At 76.2% G+C, this 18646-nt stretch carries 18 protein-coding genes; 14 read left to right on the top strand and 4 right to left on the bottom strand.

What is annotated here, in order from left to right; all coding sequences use genetic code 11:
• Positions 1-5: 5 nt before the first annotated feature.
• Entirely contained in the window at positions 6-1412 is a 1407-nt protein-coding gene (locus tag OP18_RS27275; protein ID WP_389252385.1) for an aldehyde dehydrogenase family protein, read from the bottom strand.
• Between the two features lie 95 nt (positions 1413-1507).
• Between OP18_RS27275 and OP18_RS27270 the strand changes: the two genes are divergently transcribed.
• The 9 genes from OP18_RS27270 to OP18_RS27230 are packed head-to-tail and all read left to right on the top strand — an operon-like array spanning position 1508 to position 11831.
• Complete coding sequence (locus OP18_RS27270; RefSeq protein WP_052387414.1) at positions 1508-3208, top strand: carbamoyltransferase family protein; 1701 nt, start codon at positions 1508-1510, stop codon at positions 3206-3208.
• Positions 3205-4242 carry a glycosyltransferase family 2 protein gene (locus OP18_RS61955; RefSeq protein WP_081971166.1) on the top strand — a complete coding sequence of 346 codons (1038 nt, stop codon included), beginning with the start codon at positions 3205-3207 and terminating at the stop codon, positions 4240-4242. The genes OP18_RS27270 and OP18_RS61955 overlap by 4 nt, the downstream gene beginning before the upstream one ends.
• Positions 4239-5858, top strand: coding sequence for an HAD-IIIA family hydrolase (locus OP18_RS27260; RefSeq protein WP_052387413.1), 1620 nt, complete (start codon positions 4239-4241; stop codon positions 5856-5858). The genes OP18_RS61955 and OP18_RS27260 overlap by 4 nt, the downstream gene beginning before the upstream one ends.
• Positions 5855-6829 (top strand): glycosyltransferase, encoded by a 975-nt coding sequence (locus tag OP18_RS27255; RefSeq protein ID WP_033361908.1) that lies wholly within the window; start codon positions 5855-5857, stop codon positions 6827-6829. Before OP18_RS27260 ends, OP18_RS27255 begins: the two co-directional genes overlap by 4 nt.
• Entirely contained in the window at positions 6814-8034 is a 1221-nt protein-coding gene (locus OP18_RS27250) for a glycosyltransferase (RefSeq protein ID WP_033361907.1), read from the top strand. The genes OP18_RS27255 and OP18_RS27250 overlap by 16 nt, the downstream gene beginning before the upstream one ends.
• Positions 8031-8759 (top strand): D-sedoheptulose-7-phosphate isomerase, encoded by a 729-nt coding sequence (locus OP18_RS27245; RefSeq protein WP_081971165.1) that lies wholly within the window; start codon positions 8031-8033, stop codon positions 8757-8759. The genes OP18_RS27250 and OP18_RS27245 overlap by 4 nt, the downstream gene beginning before the upstream one ends.
• Positions 8756-10195, top strand: a complete 1440-nt coding sequence (gene rfaE2 / locus OP18_RS27240; RefSeq protein ID WP_033361906.1) for a D-glycero-beta-D-manno-heptose 1-phosphate adenylyltransferase — start codon at positions 8756-8758, stop codon at positions 10193-10195. The genes OP18_RS27245 and rfaE2 overlap by 4 nt, the downstream gene beginning before the upstream one ends.
• On the top strand, positions 10192-10881 hold the full coding sequence (locus tag OP18_RS27235; protein WP_033361905.1) for an SDR family oxidoreductase: 690 nt from the start codon (positions 10192-10194) through the stop codon (positions 10879-10881). The genes rfaE2 and OP18_RS27235 overlap by 4 nt, the downstream gene beginning before the upstream one ends.
• On the top strand, positions 10878-11831 hold the full coding sequence (locus OP18_RS27230) for a glycosyltransferase family 9 protein (RefSeq protein ID WP_245635534.1): 954 nt from the start codon (positions 10878-10880) through the stop codon (positions 11829-11831). The genes OP18_RS27235 and OP18_RS27230 overlap by 4 nt, the downstream gene beginning before the upstream one ends.
• Here the strand turns inward: OP18_RS27230 and OP18_RS27225 are convergent.
• The gene (locus tag OP18_RS27225) at positions 11750-12532 is read right to left on the bottom strand and encodes a hypothetical protein (RefSeq protein WP_052387412.1); all 783 of its coding nucleotides are present in this window, start codon (positions 12530-12532) and stop codon (positions 11750-11752) included. The genes OP18_RS27230 and OP18_RS27225 overlap by 82 nt on opposite strands.
• Before the next feature lie 143 nt (positions 12533-12675).
• On the opposite strand from OP18_RS27225, the gene OP18_RS27220 reads away from it, so the two are divergent.
• From OP18_RS27220 to OP18_RS27200, 5 genes are read left to right on the top strand one after another with little or no spacing between them, the layout of a single operon-like run.
• Positions 12676-12873 carry a hypothetical protein gene (locus OP18_RS27220; RefSeq protein ID WP_033361904.1) on the top strand — a complete coding sequence of 66 codons (198 nt, stop codon included), beginning with the start codon at positions 12676-12678 and terminating at the stop codon, positions 12871-12873.
• A 28-nt stretch (positions 12874-12901) separates the two neighbouring features.
• Positions 12902-13369 carry a hypothetical protein gene (locus tag OP18_RS27215; RefSeq protein ID WP_033361903.1) on the top strand — a complete coding sequence of 156 codons (468 nt, stop codon included), beginning with the start codon at positions 12902-12904 and terminating at the stop codon, positions 13367-13369.
• Complete coding sequence (locus OP18_RS27210; protein WP_033361902.1) at positions 13366-14535, top strand: zinc-dependent alcohol dehydrogenase; 1170 nt, start codon at positions 13366-13368, stop codon at positions 14533-14535. Before OP18_RS27215 ends, OP18_RS27210 begins: the two co-directional genes overlap by 4 nt.
• The gene (locus OP18_RS27205; protein ID WP_081971164.1) at positions 14532-15020 is read left to right on the top strand and encodes a DUF2243 domain-containing protein; all 489 of its coding nucleotides are present in this window, start codon (positions 14532-14534) and stop codon (positions 15018-15020) included. Before OP18_RS27210 ends, OP18_RS27205 begins: the two co-directional genes overlap by 4 nt.
• The gene (locus OP18_RS27200) at positions 15013-15795 is read left to right on the top strand and encodes a cytochrome c oxidase assembly protein (RefSeq protein ID WP_033361901.1); all 783 of its coding nucleotides are present in this window, start codon (positions 15013-15015) and stop codon (positions 15793-15795) included. The genes OP18_RS27205 and OP18_RS27200 overlap by 8 nt, the downstream gene beginning before the upstream one ends.
• Here the strand turns inward: OP18_RS27200 and OP18_RS27195 are convergent.
• Positions 15743-17125: a M20/M25/M40 family metallo-hydrolase gene (locus OP18_RS27195; protein ID WP_245635533.1), complete on the bottom strand. Its 1383-nt coding sequence runs from the start codon at positions 17123-17125 to the stop codon at positions 15743-15745. The two genes, OP18_RS27200 and OP18_RS27195, sit on opposite strands and share 53 nt — an antisense overlap.
• On the bottom strand, positions 17122-18546 hold the full coding sequence (locus OP18_RS27190) for an aminotransferase class I/II-fold pyridoxal phosphate-dependent enzyme (RefSeq protein WP_033361900.1): 1425 nt from the start codon (positions 18544-18546) through the stop codon (positions 17122-17124). The genes OP18_RS27195 and OP18_RS27190 overlap by 4 nt, the downstream gene beginning before the upstream one ends.
• Between the last annotated feature and the right edge of the window lie 100 nt (positions 18547-18646).

Here is an 18646-nt window from a genome sequence, read left to right as displayed (position 1 = left end):
CGCGGTCACCAGCCGGTCGGCGGCGCCTCCAGGTGGACCACCTTCGTGGCGGTGAACTCGTCGAGCAGCTCCGGGCCGTAGCCGAAGCCCTGGCCGCTGCCCCGCCGCGGGTGCGCCGCGCCGCCCGGCGCGCCGCCGAACACCGCGTTGACCTTGACGGTGCCGACGCCCAGGGTCCGCCACGCGGCCTGGGCGTGGCTCATCGAGCCGGTCAGCACCGTCGCGGCCAGGCCGTAGCGGGAGCGGGCGGCCCGGTCGAGGGCCTCGTCGAACCCGTCGACGACCACGACCGGCGCGACCGGGCCGAACGTCTCCTCCGCCACGACGGCCATGTCGTCGGTGCAACCGGTCAGCACCGTCGGCGGGTACCAGGCGCCCGGGCCGGCCGGCACCTGCCCGCCGCAGCGGACCTCGGCACCGTCGCGCACGGCCGCGGTGACCTGCGCGTGGACCTGCTCCCGGTGGCGCACGTCGACCAGTGGCCCGAGCTGACCGGCCCACGTGCCGGCCTCGGCGACCAGCGCGTCCACGAACCGCTCCGCGACCGCCCGGTGCACGTACACGCGCTCGACCGCGACGCAGATCTGCCCTGAGTTCGCGAACGCGCCCAGCGCCGCCTGCTGCGCCGCCCAGACCGGGTCGACGTCGCCGTCGACGATGAGCGCGTCGCTGCCGCCGTTCTCCAGCAGCACCTTCGCGCCGGTCGCCGCGGCCGCGGCGGCGATGGACCGCCCGGCCGCGGTCGAGCCCACGTGCGCCACCACGTCAACGTCCGCGGCGGCGAGCGCGGCACCGGCCCGCCCGTCGCCGGTGACGAGCGACAGCACGGCATCCGGCAGCTGCGCGGTGAGGATGCGGGCCAGCTCCCAGCCGGTGGCCGGGGTGCGCTCGCTCGGCTTGTAGACCACGGTGTTGCCGGTGACCAGCGCGGCGCCCAGCAGACCACAGGACACGGCGACCGGGTCGTTCCACGGCGTGATCGCGGCGACGACGCCCCGCGGCTCGCACGCCATCAGGTCGATCGCACCGGGGTCCCCGGCGAGGGTACGGCCACCGTGCAGCTGCCCGAGCTCCGCGTACTGCCGCAGCGTGGCCACCCCGGCGCCGATCGAGTCGCGGGCACCGTCGACGGGCTTGCCCATCTCTGCGTGCATCACCCCGGCGAGCCGGTCGGCCGCGGCCTCCAGCGCGTCGGCCGCCGAGCGCAGCGCCGCGGCGCGCTCGGCGGGTGCGGTGCGGGCCCAGCCCGGCTGCGCGGCGCGGGCCGCCTTCACCGCCGCGGCCACGTCCTCCGGCGACGCCTGCGGCGCGGAACTGACCTCCGCGCCATTCGTTGGGTCGAATACGGTCAATGTGTCTGTACCGCTGCCCGCGGTCCACATACCGGCGATGCATTGCTCGATCCGCTGCACAGCACGCCGCTATACCCCGATCAGTGCAGGTCAAACGTTTCGTCTTCGCCGATGTTGTTGGTTCGAAGCGGTTCTGCGGGGTAGCGCAACGACACGTGAAGGTTCTCGGAATCAACGCGATATTCCACGACCCCGCCGCGGCGCTCATCGTCGACGGACAGGTGGTCGCCGCCGCTGAGGAGGAACGGTTCAGCCGCCGTAAGCACGGCAAGCGACCCGTGCCGTTCTCCGCATGGGAGCTGCCCGAGCTGTCGGCAGCCTGGTGCCTGCGCCACGCCGGGCTGCGCCCCGACGACCTGGACGCCGTGGCGTACTCGTTCGACCCGGCCCTGTGCGGCAACCTCGCCGACACCGGGCTGCGTGACCCGTCAGACCCGATGCGCGTCGACTACGCCAACCGGGCTCCGCAGTTCCTCGCCGAGGCGCTGCCGGGCCTCGACCCGCAGCAGGTCAGGTTCGTGCCGCACCACGTCGCGCACGCCGCGTCGGCCGCGCTCGCCGCGCCACCGGACGGAGGTGACACCGCCGTGCTGGTCCTCGACGGCCGCGGCGAGGCGGCCAGCCACCTCGCCGGCGTCTACCACGACGGCGAGCTGCGGCCCCTCGCCTCGCAGCGGCTGCCGCACTCGCTCGGCCTGCTGTACGAGGACCTGACCCGCCACCTGGGCTTCCTGCACTCCAGCGACGAGTACAAGGTGATGGCCCTGGCGTCCTACGGCCGGCCCAGGTTCCTGCCGCAGCTGCGCGAGCTGGTGCGGGCCACCGGCGACGGCGGGTTCCGGGTCGAACGCATCGACTGGACCGCCCTGACCAAGCCGCGCGCCGCGGACGCCGACATGACCGACGACCACGCCGACCTCGCGTCCAGCGTGCAGACCCGCCTCGAGGAGGTGTTGCTGGACCTGGCCCGGTGGACGTACGACGCCGCCGGCGGCCCGGCCACCCTCACCATGGCCGGCGGGGTGGCACTCAACTGCGTCGCCAACGCCCGCATCGCCGCCGAGGGCCCGTTCCAGCGGGTCTGGGTGCAGCCGGCCGCCGGTGACGCCGGCACCGCCCTCGGCGCCGCCCTGCACGTGGCCCGCGACGGCGGTCCGGTCACCGCGATGGCCGGCGCCGACCTCGGCCGCGGCTGGTCCGACGAGGAGCTGGAGGCCGAGCTGCGCCGCGCCGCGCTGCCCTACAGCCGGCCCGCGTCGATCGCCGCCGAGGCCGCCGAGGTGCTCGCCCGCAATGGGATCGTCGCCTGGTACCAGGGCCGCAGCGAATACGGCCCGCGCGCGCTCGGGCACCGCTCGCTGCTCGCGCACCCCGGCGACCGCGACACCACCGCCCGCATGAACGACGTGAAGGGCCGCGAGCAGTTCCGGCCGATCGCGCCGATGGTGCGCGCCGAGCGCTTCGCCGACGTGTTCGAGGGCGTCTACCCGAGCCCGTACATGCTGTTCGTGCACCGGGTCCGTCCGGAGTGGACGGAGCGCATCCCCGCGGTCGTGCACGTCGACGGCACGGCTCGCGTGCAGACCGTCCACCGCGAGCAGGAGCCGCTGGTGGCGCAGATGCTCGCCGAGTTCGAGCGGCGCACCGGCCTGCCCGTGGTGGTCAACACGTCACTGAACACGGCCGGCCGCCCGATGGTCGACACGCCCCGCGAGGCGATGGAGCTGTTCGGCTCCGCGCCGGTGGACCTGCTCGCCATGGGCCCGTTCGCGGTGCACCGCGCCGGCGCGTTCGCCTCCGGCGGTGCCGCGCACGGCGGCCCGGCCTCCGACGCCGCCGCCGGGGGCGGCCGGTGAGGCGCGCGCCGGCCGGGGTGAGCCTGGTCGTGCCGACGATCGGCCGGCCGAGCCTCGCCACGCTGGTGGCGTCGCTCGGTGACCTCGCCGCCGCCGGCGTCCCCGTCGAGCTGCTCACCGTGGACGGCCGCGGCCGCGGCCCGGCCGCCGCCCGCAACGCCGGGTGGCGCGCCGCCCGCCACGAGTGGGTCGCGTTCCTCGACGACGACGTCATCGCCGCGCCGGGCTGGCTGGACCGGCTCGTGGACGACCTCACCGTCGACGAGACGGTCGGCGGCGTGCAGGGCCGGGTCACCGTCCCGCTGCCCGCCGGGCGCCGCCCGACCGACTGGGAGCGGGTCACCGCCGGGCTCGCCGACGGCGCCTGGATCACCGCCGACATGGCGTACCGGCGCGCCGCCCTGCAGCAGGTCGGCGGCTTCGACGAGCGGTTCCCGCGGGCCTTCCGGGAGGACGCCGAGCTGGCGTTCCGGGTCCGCGAGGCCGGCTGGCGGCTGCTGCGCGGCGGCCGCACGATTGTGCACCCGGTCCGCCGCGAGGACCCCTGGGTCAGCGTCCGGACGCAGCGCGGCAACACCGACGACGCGCTGCTGCGGCACCTGTACGGCCCGCGCTGGCGCACCCTGCTGGACATCCCGCCGGGCCGGCGGCGCGCGCACGCGACGGTGACCGCGGCCGGGGTGGGCGCCCTGGCGCTGGCCGGCGCCGCCGCGGCGACCGGCCGCCGGGCCGTCGCCGCGGGCGCGCTCGCCGCCGGGCTCGGCTGGGCCGCCGGCACCGCACGGTTCGCCGCCGCCCGGATCCTGCCCGGCCCCCGCACCGCCCGGGAGGTGGCGGCGATGCTCGTGACGAGCGCGGCGATCCCGCCAGTGGCGGTCGCCGCATGGTGCCGAGGCTGGCTGCGCTGGCGCGGCGCCCGCCCGCTGACCGGATCACAGACCGGATCGCCGCCGGTGGGATCGCCGCCGCCCGCCGGGGGAGTGTCACAGTCCGATGTGGACACCGCGGCCAGGCACAGCGAGGTGCCGGCATGACCGTCCTCGCGCCCCGCCCCGCCGCCACGGTCCCCGACCGTGCCGGCACCGGGCTGTTCGACGCGGTCCTGTTCGACCGCGACGGCACGCTCGTGCACGACGTGCCGTACAACGGCGACCCGGCCCTCGTGCGCCCCGTCGACGGCGCCCGCGAGGCCCTGGACCGCCTGCGCGCCGCCGGCCTGCGCCTCGGCGTCGTGACCAACCAGTCGGGGCTGGCCCGCGGCCGGTTCACCGCCGAGGACCTCGCCGCCGTCCACGCCCGGATCGAGCAGCTGCTCGGCCCGTTCGACACCTGGCAGGTGTGCCCGCACGACGAGCAGGCCGGGTGCCGGTGCCGCAAGCCGGCGCCCGGGATGGTCCTGGACGCCGCCGCGGCCCTCGGCACGACCGCCGACCGGTGCGTGCTCATCGGCGACATCGGCCGCGACATCTGCGCCGCGGAGGCCGCCGGCGCGACGGCCGTCCTTGTGCCGACCGCCGAGACGCTACTCACCGAAGTCGCGTCAGCACCCAGCGTCGCGGATACGCTCAGCGGGGCGGTTGACCTCGTCCTGCACCGGCAGCGGTACCTGCTGCCGGCGGACGCGGCCACCGCCACCGCCGCGCCCCGCACCCGCCGGTGCGTGCTCGTGGTGCGGGCCGACTCGGCCGGCGACGTGCTGGTGACCGGTCCGGCCATCCGCGCCGTCGCGGCCGGCGCCGAACGGGTCGTCATGCTGTGCGGCCCGCGTGGCCGGTCCGCCGCGGAGCTGCTGCCCGGCGTCGACGAGCTGCTGCAGTGGCGGCTGCCGTGGATCGACCCGCGGCCCGACCCGGTCGAGCGGGCCGCCGTCGACGCGATGGTCGAGCGCATCGCCGCCACCGGCGCGGAGGAAGCGGTCATCTTCACCTCCTTCCACCAGTCGCCGCTGCCCACGGCGCTGCTGCTGCGGATGGCCGGCATCGGGCGGATCAGCGCGATCAGCGACGACTACCCCGGCGCACTGCTGGACGTCCGTCACCGGGTCCCGACCGGTGTCCCCGAGGCGGAACGGGCCCTGTCCCTCGCCGTCGCGGCCGGCTTCGCCCCACCCGCCGGCGACGACCTGCGGCTGCGGATCACCGCGCCGCGGCCCGAGCGGCGCGGCACGTACGTCGTGGTGCACCCCGGCGCGTCCGTCCCGGCCCGTGCCTGCCCGCCCGAGGTGTACGCGCGCGCCGTCGCGGGGCTCGCCGCCGCCGGGCACCGGGTCCTGGTCACCGGCGGCCCGGACGAGACCGCGCTGACCGCCGCCGTGGCCGCCGCCGGCGGCACCGACCTCGGCGGGCGCACCTCCATGCGGGAGCTGGCGACCCTCATCGCCGGTGCCGGCTGCCTGGTGGTGGGCAACACCGGCCCGGCCCACCTCGCCGCCGCCGTCGGCACGCCCGTCGTCAGCCTGTACGCGCCGACCGTCCCCTTCGGACAGTGGGCGCCGTTCCGGGTGCCGCTCGTGCGGCTCGGCGACGCCGCCGCGCCGTGCCGGGACAGCCGGGCGGCCGTCTGCCCGGTCCCCGGCCATCCCTGCCTGTCCAGCGTCGAGCCGCGCGCCGTGCTCGACGCCGTCCGGACCCTTGTCGAGGAGACCTCGTGAACATCTTGCTCTGGCACGTGCACGGGGCCTGGACGACCGCGTTCGTCCACGGCAAACACCGCTATCTGGTGCCGGTCGACGACGACCGCGGCCCCTATGGCCGTGGCCGCGCCCTGACCTACCCGTGGCCGGACACCGTCGAGGAGGTCACCGCGGACCAGCTGTCCATCGAGGACGTCGACGTGGTGGTCCTGCAGCGGCCCGAGGAGCTGCCGCTCGCCGAGCGGTGGCTCGGCCGCCGCCCCGGCACGCAGGTGCCCGCCGTGTATGTGGAGCACAACACCCCCAAGGGCGACGTGCCCGGGACCCGGCACCCGATGGCCGACCGCGACGACCTGCGCGTCGTGCACGTCACCCACTTCAACGACCTGTTCTGGGACTGCGGATCGACCCCGACCACCGTCGTGGAGCACGGCATCGTCGAGCCCGGCGCCCGCTACAGCGGCGAGCTGGCGCGGCTGGCCGTCGTCACCAACGAGCCGGTGCGCCGCGGCCGGGTGACCGGCACCGACCTCATGGCCCGCTTCGCCGCCGCCGCACCGCTGGACGTCTTCGGCATGGGCACCGCCGGACTGCCCGACGCGCTCGGACTCGGCGGCAACCGGCTGCAGGTGTACGACGACCCGCCGCAGGCCGACATGCACACCGCGCTCGCGCGGCGGCGGGTGTACCTGCATCTGTGCCGCTGGACGTCGCTCGGGCTGAGCCTGATCGAGGCGATGACGATCGGCATGCCGGTGCTCGCCCTGGCCACCACCGAGGCGGCCCGCGCCGTCCCGCCGGACGCCGGTGTGGTGTCCACCCGGGTCGAGGACCTGTTCGACGCCGCGCTGTGGCTCATCGAAGACCCCGACGAGGCCCGCCGCATGGGACAGCGGGCCCGCTCGGCCGCCCTGGCCCGGTACGGGCTCGATCGGTTCCTGGCCGACTGGGACCGCCTGCTGGAGGAGGAACTGTGCGCATCGCGATGATCTCAGAACACGCCAGTCCACTCGCCGCGCTCGGCGGCGCCGACGCCGGCGGGCAGAACACCCACGTCGCGGAGCTGTCCGCGGCCATGGCCGGGCTCGGCCACGACGTGCGGGTCTACACCCGCCGCGACGACACCGACCTGCCCGCCGAGGTCGGCACCGGCGACGGGGTGACCGTCGTGCACGTCCCCGCCGGCCCCGCCGAGGCGCTCACCAAGGACGAGCTGCTGCCGCACATGGGCGTCTTCGCCCGCTGGATGGCGGGGCAGTGGCTGGCCGGCGACTGGGCCCCGGACGTGGTGCACGCGCACTTCTGGATGAGCGGCCTCGCCGCCGTCGAGGCCGCCCGGCACGTCGACGCCCCGGTCGTGCAGACGTTCCACGCGCTCGGCAGCGTCAAGCGCCGCCACCAGGGCGCGCAGGACACCAGCCCGGCCGTGCGGGTCAGCGCCGAGCGCGCCATCTGCCGCTCCGTCGGCCGCGTCGTCGCCCAGTGCACCGACGAGGTCGCCGAGCTGGTCCGGCTGGGCGTGCGCCGCTCCAAGATCATCGTCGTGCCGTCCGGGGTGAACCAGCGCCGGTTCACCCCCGACGGCCCGGCCGTGGACCGTACCCCCGGCCTGCGCCGCCTGCTCACCGTCGGGCGGCTCGTACCCCGCAAGGGCTTCGAGGAGATCATCCACGCGCTGCGGTACGTCCCCGACGCCGAGTGCGTCATCGTCGGCGGCCCGCCGGCGGCCGAGCTCGCCGCGGACCCGTACGCGCGGCACCTCACCCGGCTGGCCGCCACCGCCGGCGTCGCCGACCGGGTCCGGCTCGCCGGCGCCGTGCCCGCCGCCGACATGGCCGCCTGGTACCGCTCCGCCGACGCGGTCGTCGCGGCGCCCTGGTACGAGCCGTTCGGCCTCACCCCCCTCGAGGCGATGGCGTGCGGGGTGCCGGTCGTCGCCACCGCCGTCGGCGGGCTCACCGACACCGTCGTGGACGGCGTCACCGGCGACCTCGTGCCGCCCCGCGACCCGCGCCGCCTCGGCGCCGCCATGCGCGGGCTGCTCGACGACGGGATGCGCCGCCTCGCCTACGGCGCCGCCGCGCTGGACCGCGCCCGGCAGTGCTACCACTGGTCGCGCACCGCGGCCCGGCTCGAGGCCGTCTACCGTGACCTGCGGCCGGCGACCCGCCCGAGCGAGGTGCTGGCCGGATGACCCGCGACGAACCGACGCTGCTGGACGCGCACCTCGACGGGCTGGCCGACGCGCTCGACCCGTTCCGCGCCGCCGCACCGCAACTGGAACGCTGGGGCAGCCGCCTCGCCGCCGTCCTCGGGCACGGCGGGCGGCTGCTGGTGGCCGGCAACGGCGGCAGCGCCGCCGAGGCCCAGCACCTCGCCGCCGAGCTGGTCGGCAAGCTGCGCGACGACCGCACGCCGCTGTCGGCGATCGCCCTGTGCGCCGACTCGTCCGCGGTGACCGCGATCAGCAACGACTACGGCTACGAGGAACTGTTCGCCCGCCAGGTGCGCGGCCACGGCCGGCCCGGCGACGTCCTCGTCGTGCTGTCCACCAGCGGCCGCAGCGCCAACCTCCTCGCCGCGGTCCACGCCGCCCGGGAGACCGGCATGCACACGTGGGCGTTCACCGGGCCGGCCCCGAACCCGCTCGCGGAGCTGTGCGACGAGGCGGTCACCTGCCCGTCGCCGGACAGCCAGGTCGTGCAGGAGCTGCACCTGGTGTCCGTGCACGTGCTGTGCGAGCACGTCGACCGGTGCCTGCCGGCGGTGCTGGAACGGCGCACCGCGCTGCGCGGCGCGCAGCGGCACCGCAGCCCGCTGCCGGACCTCGTGCTCGCGGCGATGCCCGCCGGCGCGGCGACCGGCAACGGGTATCACGGCAACGGCTACCACGGCAACGGACATGGGAGCGCGACATGAACGAACTGCTGGTCGTCGTCGGTGACACGCTGCTGGACCGCGACGTGGACGGCACCGTCGCCCGGGTGTGCCCGGACGCGCCCGCGCCGGTGCTCGACGAGCACACGGCGACCGAGCGGCCCGGCGGCGCGGGACTCGCCGCGCTGCTCGCCGCCCGGGCCGGCCACCGGGTCGCCCTGGTGACCGCGATCGCCGAGGACGCGGCCGGCGCCCGGCTCTGCGCGCTGCTCGCCGCCGCCGGCGTCACCGTGTACGCGATGGACCTGCCGGGCGCCACCCCGCAGAAGATGCGGCTGCGCGCGCACGGGCAGGTGCTGCTGCGGCTGGACCGCGGCGGGCCGCAGCAGGACCCGGGCGAGCCGCCGGCCGCCACCCTCGCCGTGCTCGCGGACGCGGCGGCGATCCTCGTCAGCGACTACGGCCGCGGCGTGACCCGGCAGCCGGCGGTCCGCGCCGCCCTGGCCGCCGCGGCCGCCCCGATCGTGTGGGACCCCCACCCCAACGGCGCCGCCCCCGTCCACGGCGCCCGCCTCACCACCCCGAACCTGGCCGAGGTCCGGGCGCTGTCCGGCGATGCCGGCAACGGCACCCGCCTGTCCACGGCGGTGCGCGGCGGCCGGGCGCTGCGCGACCGGTGGCGCAGCGCGGCGATCGCGGTGACGATGGGCGCCGACGGCGCGGTGCTGTGCCAGTCCGGCCCGACCCCGCTCGTGGTGCCGCCGCCGGCCGCGGCCGGCGGCGACACGTGCGGCGCCGGGGACCGCTTCGCCGCCACCGCCGCGCTCGCCCTGGCCCGCGGCGCCCTGGTGTCCGAGGCAGTGCAGGAGGCCGTCGCGGAGGCCACCGCCTACGTCGCGGCCGGCGGCGTGACCACCGCCCTCGCCGCACCCGCCGCCACCCCGGCGGGTGACCCCGCCGGGGTGGCGGCGCAGCCCTCGGCGTCGGCAGTGCCGGTCGGCCCGCGGGAGGCCGGCCGGATCATCGCCGACGTACGCGCCCGCGGCGGCACCGTCGTCGCCACCGGCGGCTGCTTCGACCTGCTGCACGCCGGGCACGTCGCCACCCTCGAGGCGGCCCGCCGGCTCGGCGACTGCCTCGTCGTGTGCCTCAACTCCGACGCCGGGGTCCGGGCGCTCAAAGGCCCCGACCGGCCGCTCAACCCGCAGGACGACCGGGCCAGGCTGCTGGCCGCGCTCGGCTGCGTCGACGCCGTCGTCGTGTTCGACGAGCCGACCCCGGCCACGCTGCTGACCTGGCTGCGCCCCGACATCTGGGTCAAGGGCGGCGACTACGCCGACGGCGGCCCGGACCTGCCCGAAAGCGAGGTTGTCCAGCGCTACGGCGGGCAGACGGTCATCGTGCCGTACCTCGCCGGGCGCTCCACCACCCGGCTCATCACCACCGCACAGACCCGACGTTCGAAGGAGCACGTATGACACAGGCAGGACCGGCCATCCTCGTCACCGGCGGCGCCAGCGGCCTCGGCGCCGCAGTCGTCACCGCGGTCACCAAGTCCGGCGGGCGGCCGTTCGTCGTCGACCGGCACGCGCCGGCCGACGGGGTGCCGTGGGTCGAGTGCGACCTCGCCGACACCCGCGCCGCCGAGGCCGCGACCCGGCAGGTCGTCGAGAACGCCGGCGGGCTGCACGGCGTCGTCACCGCGGCCGGCATGGACGTGCCGGGCCGCCTCGAGGACGTGCCCGGCGACGTGTGGGAGCGCATCGTCGCCGTCGACCTGTTCGCCACCGCCGCCGTCATCCGCGCCGCCGTGCCCGCGCTGCGCCAGACCCACGGCACCGTCGTCACCGTCGCCTCGACGCTCGGCGTCAAGGCCGTCAGCGACGCCACCGCCTACTGCGCGGCCAAGTTCGGCGTCGTCGGCTTCACCCGCGCGCTCGCCGCCGAGCTGGCCGGCGACGTCGGCGTCACCCTCGTCGTGCCCGGCGGCATGCGCACGAAGTTCTTCGACGACCGCGACGCGCAGTACAAGCCCGGACCCGACGCGGTGCTCAACGACCCGGCGAACGTCGCCGCCGCCATCATGTTCGCGCTCAGCCAGCCCGCCGGCTGCGCGGTGCGGGAGCTGGTGGTCTGCGCCGAGACGGAGACCTCCTACCCGTGAGCCGGTCACCCGGCCTGCTCGTGCTGCGCGCGCTCGGCATCGGCGACCTCGCCACGGCGGTGCCGGCGCTGCGCGGGCTGCGGGCGGCGTTCCCGCGCCACCGGCTCACCCTCGCCGCGCCGGCCTGGCTGGCACCGCTGGTCGACCTTGTCGAGGCCGTCGACGCGCAGCTGCCGGTCGAGGACCTCACGCCCCGCACCTGGGACGGGCCGCCGCCCGAGCTGGCGGTCAACCTGCACGGCCGCGGCCCGCAGTCACACCGGCTGCTGCGGGCCGCGGCCCCCGGGCGGCTGCTCGCCTTCGCCTGCCCACCCGCCGGGCACCACGACGGCCCGCACTGGTGCGACGACGAGCACGAGGTGGACCGCTGGTGCCGGCTGCTGCACTGGTACGGCATCCCCGCCGACCGCACCGACCTGGACCTGGCGCCCCCGGGGCACCCGGCACCCGTCGGGGTGAGCGTCGTGCACCCGGGCGCGAAGTCCGGCCGGCGCCGGTGGCCGGTCGACCGGTTCGCCGCCGTCGCCCGGCAGCTCGCCGCCGACGGCCACCAGGTCGTGCTCACCGGCGGCCCCGGCGAGGAGGCGGCCGCGCACGCCGTCGCCACGGCGGCCGGGCTCGACCGGTCGGCGGTCCTCGCCGGGCGTACCGGGCTCGGCGAGCTCGCCGCCGTCATCGCCCGTGCCCGGCTGCTCGTCAGCGGCGACACCGGGGTCGCGCACCTGGCGACCGCGTTCCGCACCCCGTCGGTGGTGCTGTTCGGTCCGATGTCCCCGCAGCGGTGGGGCCCGCCGGCCACCCGACCGTGGCACCGCGCCATCTGGCACGGCACCGTCGCCGAACCCGGCGACACCCCGGGCCGCGAGCCTCACCCGGCGTTGCTGCGGGTCACCCCGGGGGAGGTCCTGGCGGCGGTCTCGGCCGTGCTGTCCACCGCCACCGTCCACTGAGGACGCGATCCGGCGACGGACTCCGTCACCCCGCCGGCCCGCTGCGGCTGCGCCGGGCGGCCGTGCTGCGAGGCGCGGTACGCGACGCCCCGCAGGCGCTGCACCACGCCGGTGACCCGCAGGTCGTCGCGGCGGGACACGGTCGGGTCGAAGGCGATGCGGGTGTCGTCGGCCGGCGGCAGCGGCGGACCCAGGTGCAGGACCGCGAACGTCAGCCACGGCCCGCCCGGGGCCCGCGCCGACAGGTGGAACCGGAAGTCGCCGGCGTCGCCGTGCCCGACGGCGCCGAAGTACAGCCGCTGCCCGGCGCCGGCCCGGTACGCCAGCAGCGACCCGAACGGGGTGCCGTCGAACGTGAACGCCGGCACCGGCAGGTGCCGCAGCACCGGTAGCCGCGTGGTGCTGGACAGCAGCAGGTCCGCGTCGCCGTCGCGGTCGTCGTGCACCCGCACCGCCAGGCCCAGCACGTCCGGGACGCCGACCGGGGTGCCGCCGCCCTTCGACAGCCGCACCGTCGCCCGGAACCGGCACGGCCGCCGCCGATGCCCGTCCGGCAGCCCGTCCAGCAGCGGCGAGCCCCATGTGCGGCCGGCCGACCCGTACACCCGCAGCTGTGCGGTGAAGGTCCGGCCGCGGGGATGCAGGATCCGCCCGCCGCGCCACCGCGACACGGTCCCGCCGACCGATTCGACGACGTCCATCACCGCAGGCTTACCGGCATCGCCGGGGGTAAACATGCCGGTTTGGTTCAGGGCCGGTGAGGCCGGGTAGAGAGCGCCGGGACGACGCGTCCACCGCCGTAAATGCGGTGGGCCACCCCTCGGAACACGCCTCAGGAGCACCAGTGACATACATCGTCCGGCCCGGCAGCACGCTCGCCCTGACCGCCGCGGAGCTGCTGGACCGCCACGACGCCGACCCCATGGCCGGCGCCTGCGCGCGCTGCGGGCGGCCCGCGCCGTGCCCGACCGCCGCCTACGCCCGCCAGGTGCTGGCGGTGACACCGACGCCGGTGGACGTGCTCGCGACGACCGGCGCCTGACCGGACACCAGCGACATCTGGAGGTGCGATGAACCGCACACTGCTCGGGATCACCGCGGTCGCCGTCGGCGGCGCCGGGGTGGTGGCCGGCCGGCGGATGCTGCGCCGGCCGGCCACCACCGGCGACGACGGCCGCGCCCGCTGGCACAGCATCACCGTGAACTGCTCACCCGAGCGGCTCGGCGCGAAACCGCCACCGCTGGACGAGCTCGGCTTCCCCGTCGAGGTCCGGATCCGGCCCGCGCCCGGCGACCACGGCACCGAGCTTGCGGTCAGGATGACCGGGCCGGAGCCGGCCGGCCCGGCCAAGGCGCTCGGCAAGCTGCGCGACGACGACCCGGTGCGGGCGATCCGGCGGGCGCTGCGCGAGGCGCGGTCCCTCGCCGAGGTCGGCGAGGTGCTGCTGCCCGACGCGCCGCCGACGACCGACCGGACGCTGACGGGCGCGCCGCTGGCGTACGCGACCCGCCACGGCCGTGAGGAGGGCCGGCTGTGAAGGCACTGTGCTGGGAGGGCGTCAACAAGGTCGGCACCCGGGACGTCCCCGACCCGCGGATCCGCAACAGCGGCGACGTGATCGTCCGGGTCCGGCAGAGCGTCACCTGCGGCTCGGACCTGCACCTGCTCGGCGGGTACATCCCGTTCATGCGGCAGGGTGACGTGCTCGGCCACGAGTTCCTCGGTGACGTCGTCGAGGTCGGCGCCGGGGTGCGCCGGCACACCGTCGGCGACCGGGTCGTGGTGTCGTCGTTCATCGCCTGCGGGCGGTGCTGGTACTGCCAGCGCCAGGAGTTCTCGCTGTGCGACAACGGCAACACCAACCCGGCGATCACCGAGCGGCTGTGGGGCGCCGCGCCCGGCGGCTGCTTCGGCTACTCCCACGCGATGGGTGGCAACGCCGGCAGCCACGCCGAGTACGTGCGGGTGCCGTTCGCCGACGTCGGCGCGTTCACCGTCCCCGACGGCGTCAGCGACACGCGGGCGCTGTTCGCGTCGGACTCCGCCGCGACCGGCTGGATGGGCGCGGACCTCGGCGGGGTGCGGCCGGGCGACATCGTCGCCGTCTGGGGCGCCGGCGCCGTCGGCCAGATGGCGGCCCGCGCGGCGATCCTGCTGGGCGCCGAGCGGGTCATCTGCATCGACCGGTTCGACTACCGGCTGGCGATGACGGCCCGGTACGTCGGCGCCGAGACGCTCAACTACGAGCGCGACGACATCGGCGCGGAGCTGCTGGAGCGCACCGGCGGGCGGGGACCCGACGTGTGCATCGAGGCCGTCGGCATGGAAGCGCACGCCCCCGGGCCGCAGGGCGCCTACGACATGGTCAAGCAGCAGCTGCGGCTGCAGACCGACCGCACCGCCCCGCTGCGCGCCGCGATCTACCACTGCCGTAAGGGCGGCACCGTGTTCGTGCTCGGCGTGTTCGCCGGCGCCGTCGACAAGTTCCCGCTCGGCGCGGTGATGAACAAGGGCCTCACGGTCCGCGGCGCGCAGATGCACGGGCAGCGCTACATCCCGATGCTGCTGGAGCGCATGGCGCGCGGCGAGCTGGTGACCGAGCACCTGGCCACGCACATGATGCCGCTGGACGACGGCCAGCGCGGCTACGACATCTTCAAGGACAAGGCCGACGGCTGCGTCCGCACCGTCTTCACCCCATGAGCGCCGGGGCCGCAGGGGTGGACAGGGGGACCGGGGGGACCGGGGGAGCGGGGGAGGTTGGCCGGAACATCGTCTCGGGGGCGCTGCTCGGCGTAGGGGTCGCCGCGTTCGTCGACGAGACGGTGTTCCACCAGCTGCTGCACTGGCACCACTTCTACGACCGCGGCACCCCGGCGGCCGGCCTGGTCTCCGACGGGATCTTCCACGCGTTCGGCTGGTTCGCCACCGTCGCGGGGCTGTTCCTGTTCGCCGACCTGCGCCGCCGCCGGGCGGTCCGGCCGGCCCGCTGGTGCGCCGGGCTGCTGCTCGGCGCCGGCGGGTTCCAGCTGTACGACGGCACGGTCCAGCACAAGCTGCTGCGGCTGCACCAGATCCGGTACGTGCCCGACGTCGCGGTGTACGACTGGACCTGGAACGTGCTCGCCGCCGTCATGATCGTCGCCGGGCTGGGGCTGCTGCGGCGCCGGGTCCCGCGCGGTGCATGAGCACCACCATGTCGCCCTGCCCGCCCTGCTGCTGCTCGCCGGGGCGTGCGGGTACCCCGCGCTGGTGTGCCTGCCGCGGCGTCGCCGACCCTGGCCGTGGTGGCGCACGGCGACCTGGTTCGCGGGGCTCGGCGCGGCCGGCTGGGCGGTCCTCGGCCCGCCGGCCCGCGGCGGGTTCGTCGCGCACAGCGCCGGGCACCTGCTGCTGGGCATGCTGGCGCCGCTGCTGGTGTGCGCCGCGGCGCCGGTGACGCTGCTGCTGCGTGGCCTGCCGGCCGGCGGGGCCCGGCGCGTGTCGCGGCTGCTGCGCGGCGCACCGGCGACCGCCCTCACGCACCCGGTGACCGCCGTGCTGCTCAATGCCGGCGGGCTGTGGCTGCTGTACGCCACGCCGCTGTACCGGGTGGCCGTCACCGACCCGACGGTCGGGCTGCTCGCGCACGCGCACGTGTTCGCCGCCGGCTGCCTGCTCACGGCAGTGCTGGTCGGCCCCGACCCGATGCCGCACCGCGCCGCGCTGCCCGTGCGGGCGGCCGCCCTGGTCGCGTTCATGGCCGCGCACGGCATCCTCATGAAGGTCCTGTACGCCCACCCGACCGCGGGGGTCCCGGCGGGCGAGGCGCAGCGCGGGGCGGCGCTCATGTACTACGGCGGCGACGCGCTGGACCTGGTCCTGCTCGTGCTGCTGGGCCTGCGGTGGTACCGCGCCGCCGGCCGGACGCTCAGCCGGCCGCCAGCCGCCCCCACAGGTTCGCCAGCGTGGCCGCCCCGCTGAGCAGCACGTCGACGGAGGTCCGTTCGTCGCTGTCGTGCCAGCGGTCCTCGGGCAGCCCGGTACCGAAGAACACGACCGGCGCGCCGAGGGTGCTCGCCAGCAGGTGCGCGGGGCCGCCGCCGGCGTTGCCCATCCGCCCGGCCGGCGCGCCGAACTCCTCGCCCATCGCCGCGGCGAGGGCCGCGACCGCCGGCAGGTCGTCCGGGGTGCGGTACGGCTCCTGGGCGGTCGTCTCGGAGATCTCCAGCCGGTAGTCGAACCGGTCGTCGACGGTCTCGGCGACCCAGCGCCGCAGCTGCCCCGCGACGTCCATGATGCGCTGGTCGGGCACGGTGCGGATGCTCATCGACGCGGTGGCGACGGCGGGCACCGCACCCCGGGACGCGCCGACGGGGTCGCCGGCGAGCAGCGCGATGACCTCGGCCGCCGGGCGGGCCCACAGCCGCTCCAGGACCGGGTAGCCGGCCTCACCGCCGATGCTGCGGGTCTCGGTGCGCCGCAGCCAGTCCTCGTCGCTGAACGGCAGCGCCGCCAGCTCCGCCTGGACCCGCGGCGACGGCTCGGCGACGTCGTCGTAGAACCCGGGCAGCGTGACGCGGCCCTTGTCGTCGTGCAGCTTCGCCAGGACCCGGCCCAGCTCCAGCGCCGGGTTCGGGGCCGGCCCGGACACCGCGCCGCTGTGCACGTCCCGCAGCGGCCCGAGGATCTCCAGCTGGGCGTTGAGCGCGCCGCGCAGGCTCATGCACACCGCCGGGTGCTCGGCGCTCCACAGCAGGGTGTCGGAGTACACGACCAGGTCGGCGTCGAGGCGCTGCCGGTGCTCGTGCAGCAGGTCCGCCAGGTGCGCGGACCCGGTCTCCTCCTCGCCCTCGACGAGGAACCTGACGTTGATCGCGGGCGCGTCGCGGCCGGTGGTGGCCAGGTGCGCCCGCAGCGCCCACATGTGCGCGATGACCTGCCCTTTGGCGTCGGAGGCGCCGCGGCCGTACAGGTAGCCGTCGCGCAGCGTGGGTTCGAACGGCGGGGTCTCCTCCCATTGTTCGTCCTTGGCCGCACGTACGTCGTGGTGGCTGTAGATCAGCACCGTCGGCGCGCCGGGCGCCGCGCACCACTCGCCGTAGACGGCGGGCCCGCCCGGCGTGGACCACCCCTCGACGGTCGGCAGGCCGGTCGCCCGCAGCGCCCCGGCCAGCCAGTTCGCGGAGCGCTGCAGGTCGATCCGGTGCTCCGGGAGGCCGGCCACGGAGCGCAGCCGCAGCCAGCCGGTCAGCTCCTCGACGACGGTGTCCCGGTGCTCGTCCAGGTACGCCCGCAGCGGGGTACCCGTCACGACCGCACCACCCGGAACGTCCGCAGCGTCGGGTCCGACGCGTCGGGGGTGATCATCCCGGCGGCCAGGGCGGCGCGCAGGTAGTCCACGACCGCGGCGTTGAACCGCTCGCCGGGCAGCACCGCGGGCACGCCCGGCGGGTACGGGCTGACCATCTCCGCGCTGATCCGCCCGACCGGGTCCTCGACCTGCTCGGTGAAGGCGAAGTACGCGTCGCGGGGCAGCATCACCTGCTCCAGGTTGAGCTCGGTCAGCGGCGGCACCCGCGGCGCGGGCCGGTCCGGCGCCGGCGGGTCCTCGACCAGCCGCTCCAGCGCGGTCGTCAGCCGCCGCATCGGGGTGTCGTCGTCGGCGTAGGTCAGCGAACACACCACCCGGCGGGCGTCGCCGAGCTGGGTGGTGAGCTTGTGCTGCTCCTCCAACCACTGCCGGGCCTGGTAGCCGCAGATGCCGAGCGCGGACACGTCGACGCTGAGCTTGAGCGGGTCCCACTCGGCGACCCCGTCGTGGCCGACGATCGAGCCGTCCATGACCGCCAGCCCCGGCAGCTGCTGGAGCCGCTCGCGCAGCTCGGCGGCGCGCTGCAGGGCGTCGCTGAGCAGCTGCTTGCCCTCCAGCACCATCCGCCGGCGGAACCCGTCGATCGAGCCGTACAGCAGCGGCGACGGGCTGGTGGTGGTGATCAGGTCCAGCCGCAGCCGCAGGTCGGTCGGGTCGACCAGGTCGCCGCCGAGCAGGATGATCGAGGACTGGCACAGCCCGCCGTCGGCCTTGTGCAGGCTCTGCACGGTCAGGTCCGCGCCGGCCTGGATCGCGGCGGTCGGCAGCTCCGGGTGGAACGGGAAGTGCGCGCCCCACGCCTCGTCCACGACCAGCGGGATGCCGTAGCGGTGGCAGATCTCGGCGATGCCGGGCACGTCGGCGCCGGTGCCGTACTCGGTCGGCGTGATGATCAGCGCCGCGCCGATGTCGGGGTTGTCGCGGATCGCGGCGGCCACGTCGTCGGCGGTCGCCGGGTGCGCGACCTGGTGCTCGTGGTCCCAGCGCGGCCGCAGCCAGACCGGTTCCGCGCCGGCCAGGATCAGCGACGCCACCACCGACTTGTGCACGTTGCGGTCGATGAGGATCTTCCGGCCGGGGCCGGTCACCGTCAGCATCGCCGTGTGGATGGAGATGCTCGACCCGCACGTGGTGAAGACGGCCTTGCGGGCGCCGACGGCGTCGGCGAACAGCGCCTCCGCGTCCGGGACCGCCTGCTTCGCGGAGATCACGTCGGCCTGGAACGCGCCCGGCGACAGCACCGACAGGGTCCGCTCGTCGACACCCCGGCCGAGCCGGTGCCCCGGCAGGGCGAACGTGTAGCGCTCCTCTCGCCGGAACCGCTCGATCGCGTCCAGCACCGGTGTCCGTTCATGGTCCATGCCGGCGCACCTACCCGGCCCGTCCATGGTCGACCAGGCAGTTCGCCGCATGCCCGCCCCGGCCGGGTGGCCGGGCGCAAACGGCGGCGGTTTCACGTGT

Origin of the sequence: Dactylosporangium aurantiacum (assembly GCF_000716715.1) — a bacterium.
Classification (GTDB): domain Bacteria; phylum Actinomycetota; class Actinomycetes; order Mycobacteriales; family Micromonosporaceae; genus Dactylosporangium; species Dactylosporangium aurantiacum.
This window is presented reverse-complemented; position numbering and strand designations above follow the sequence as displayed.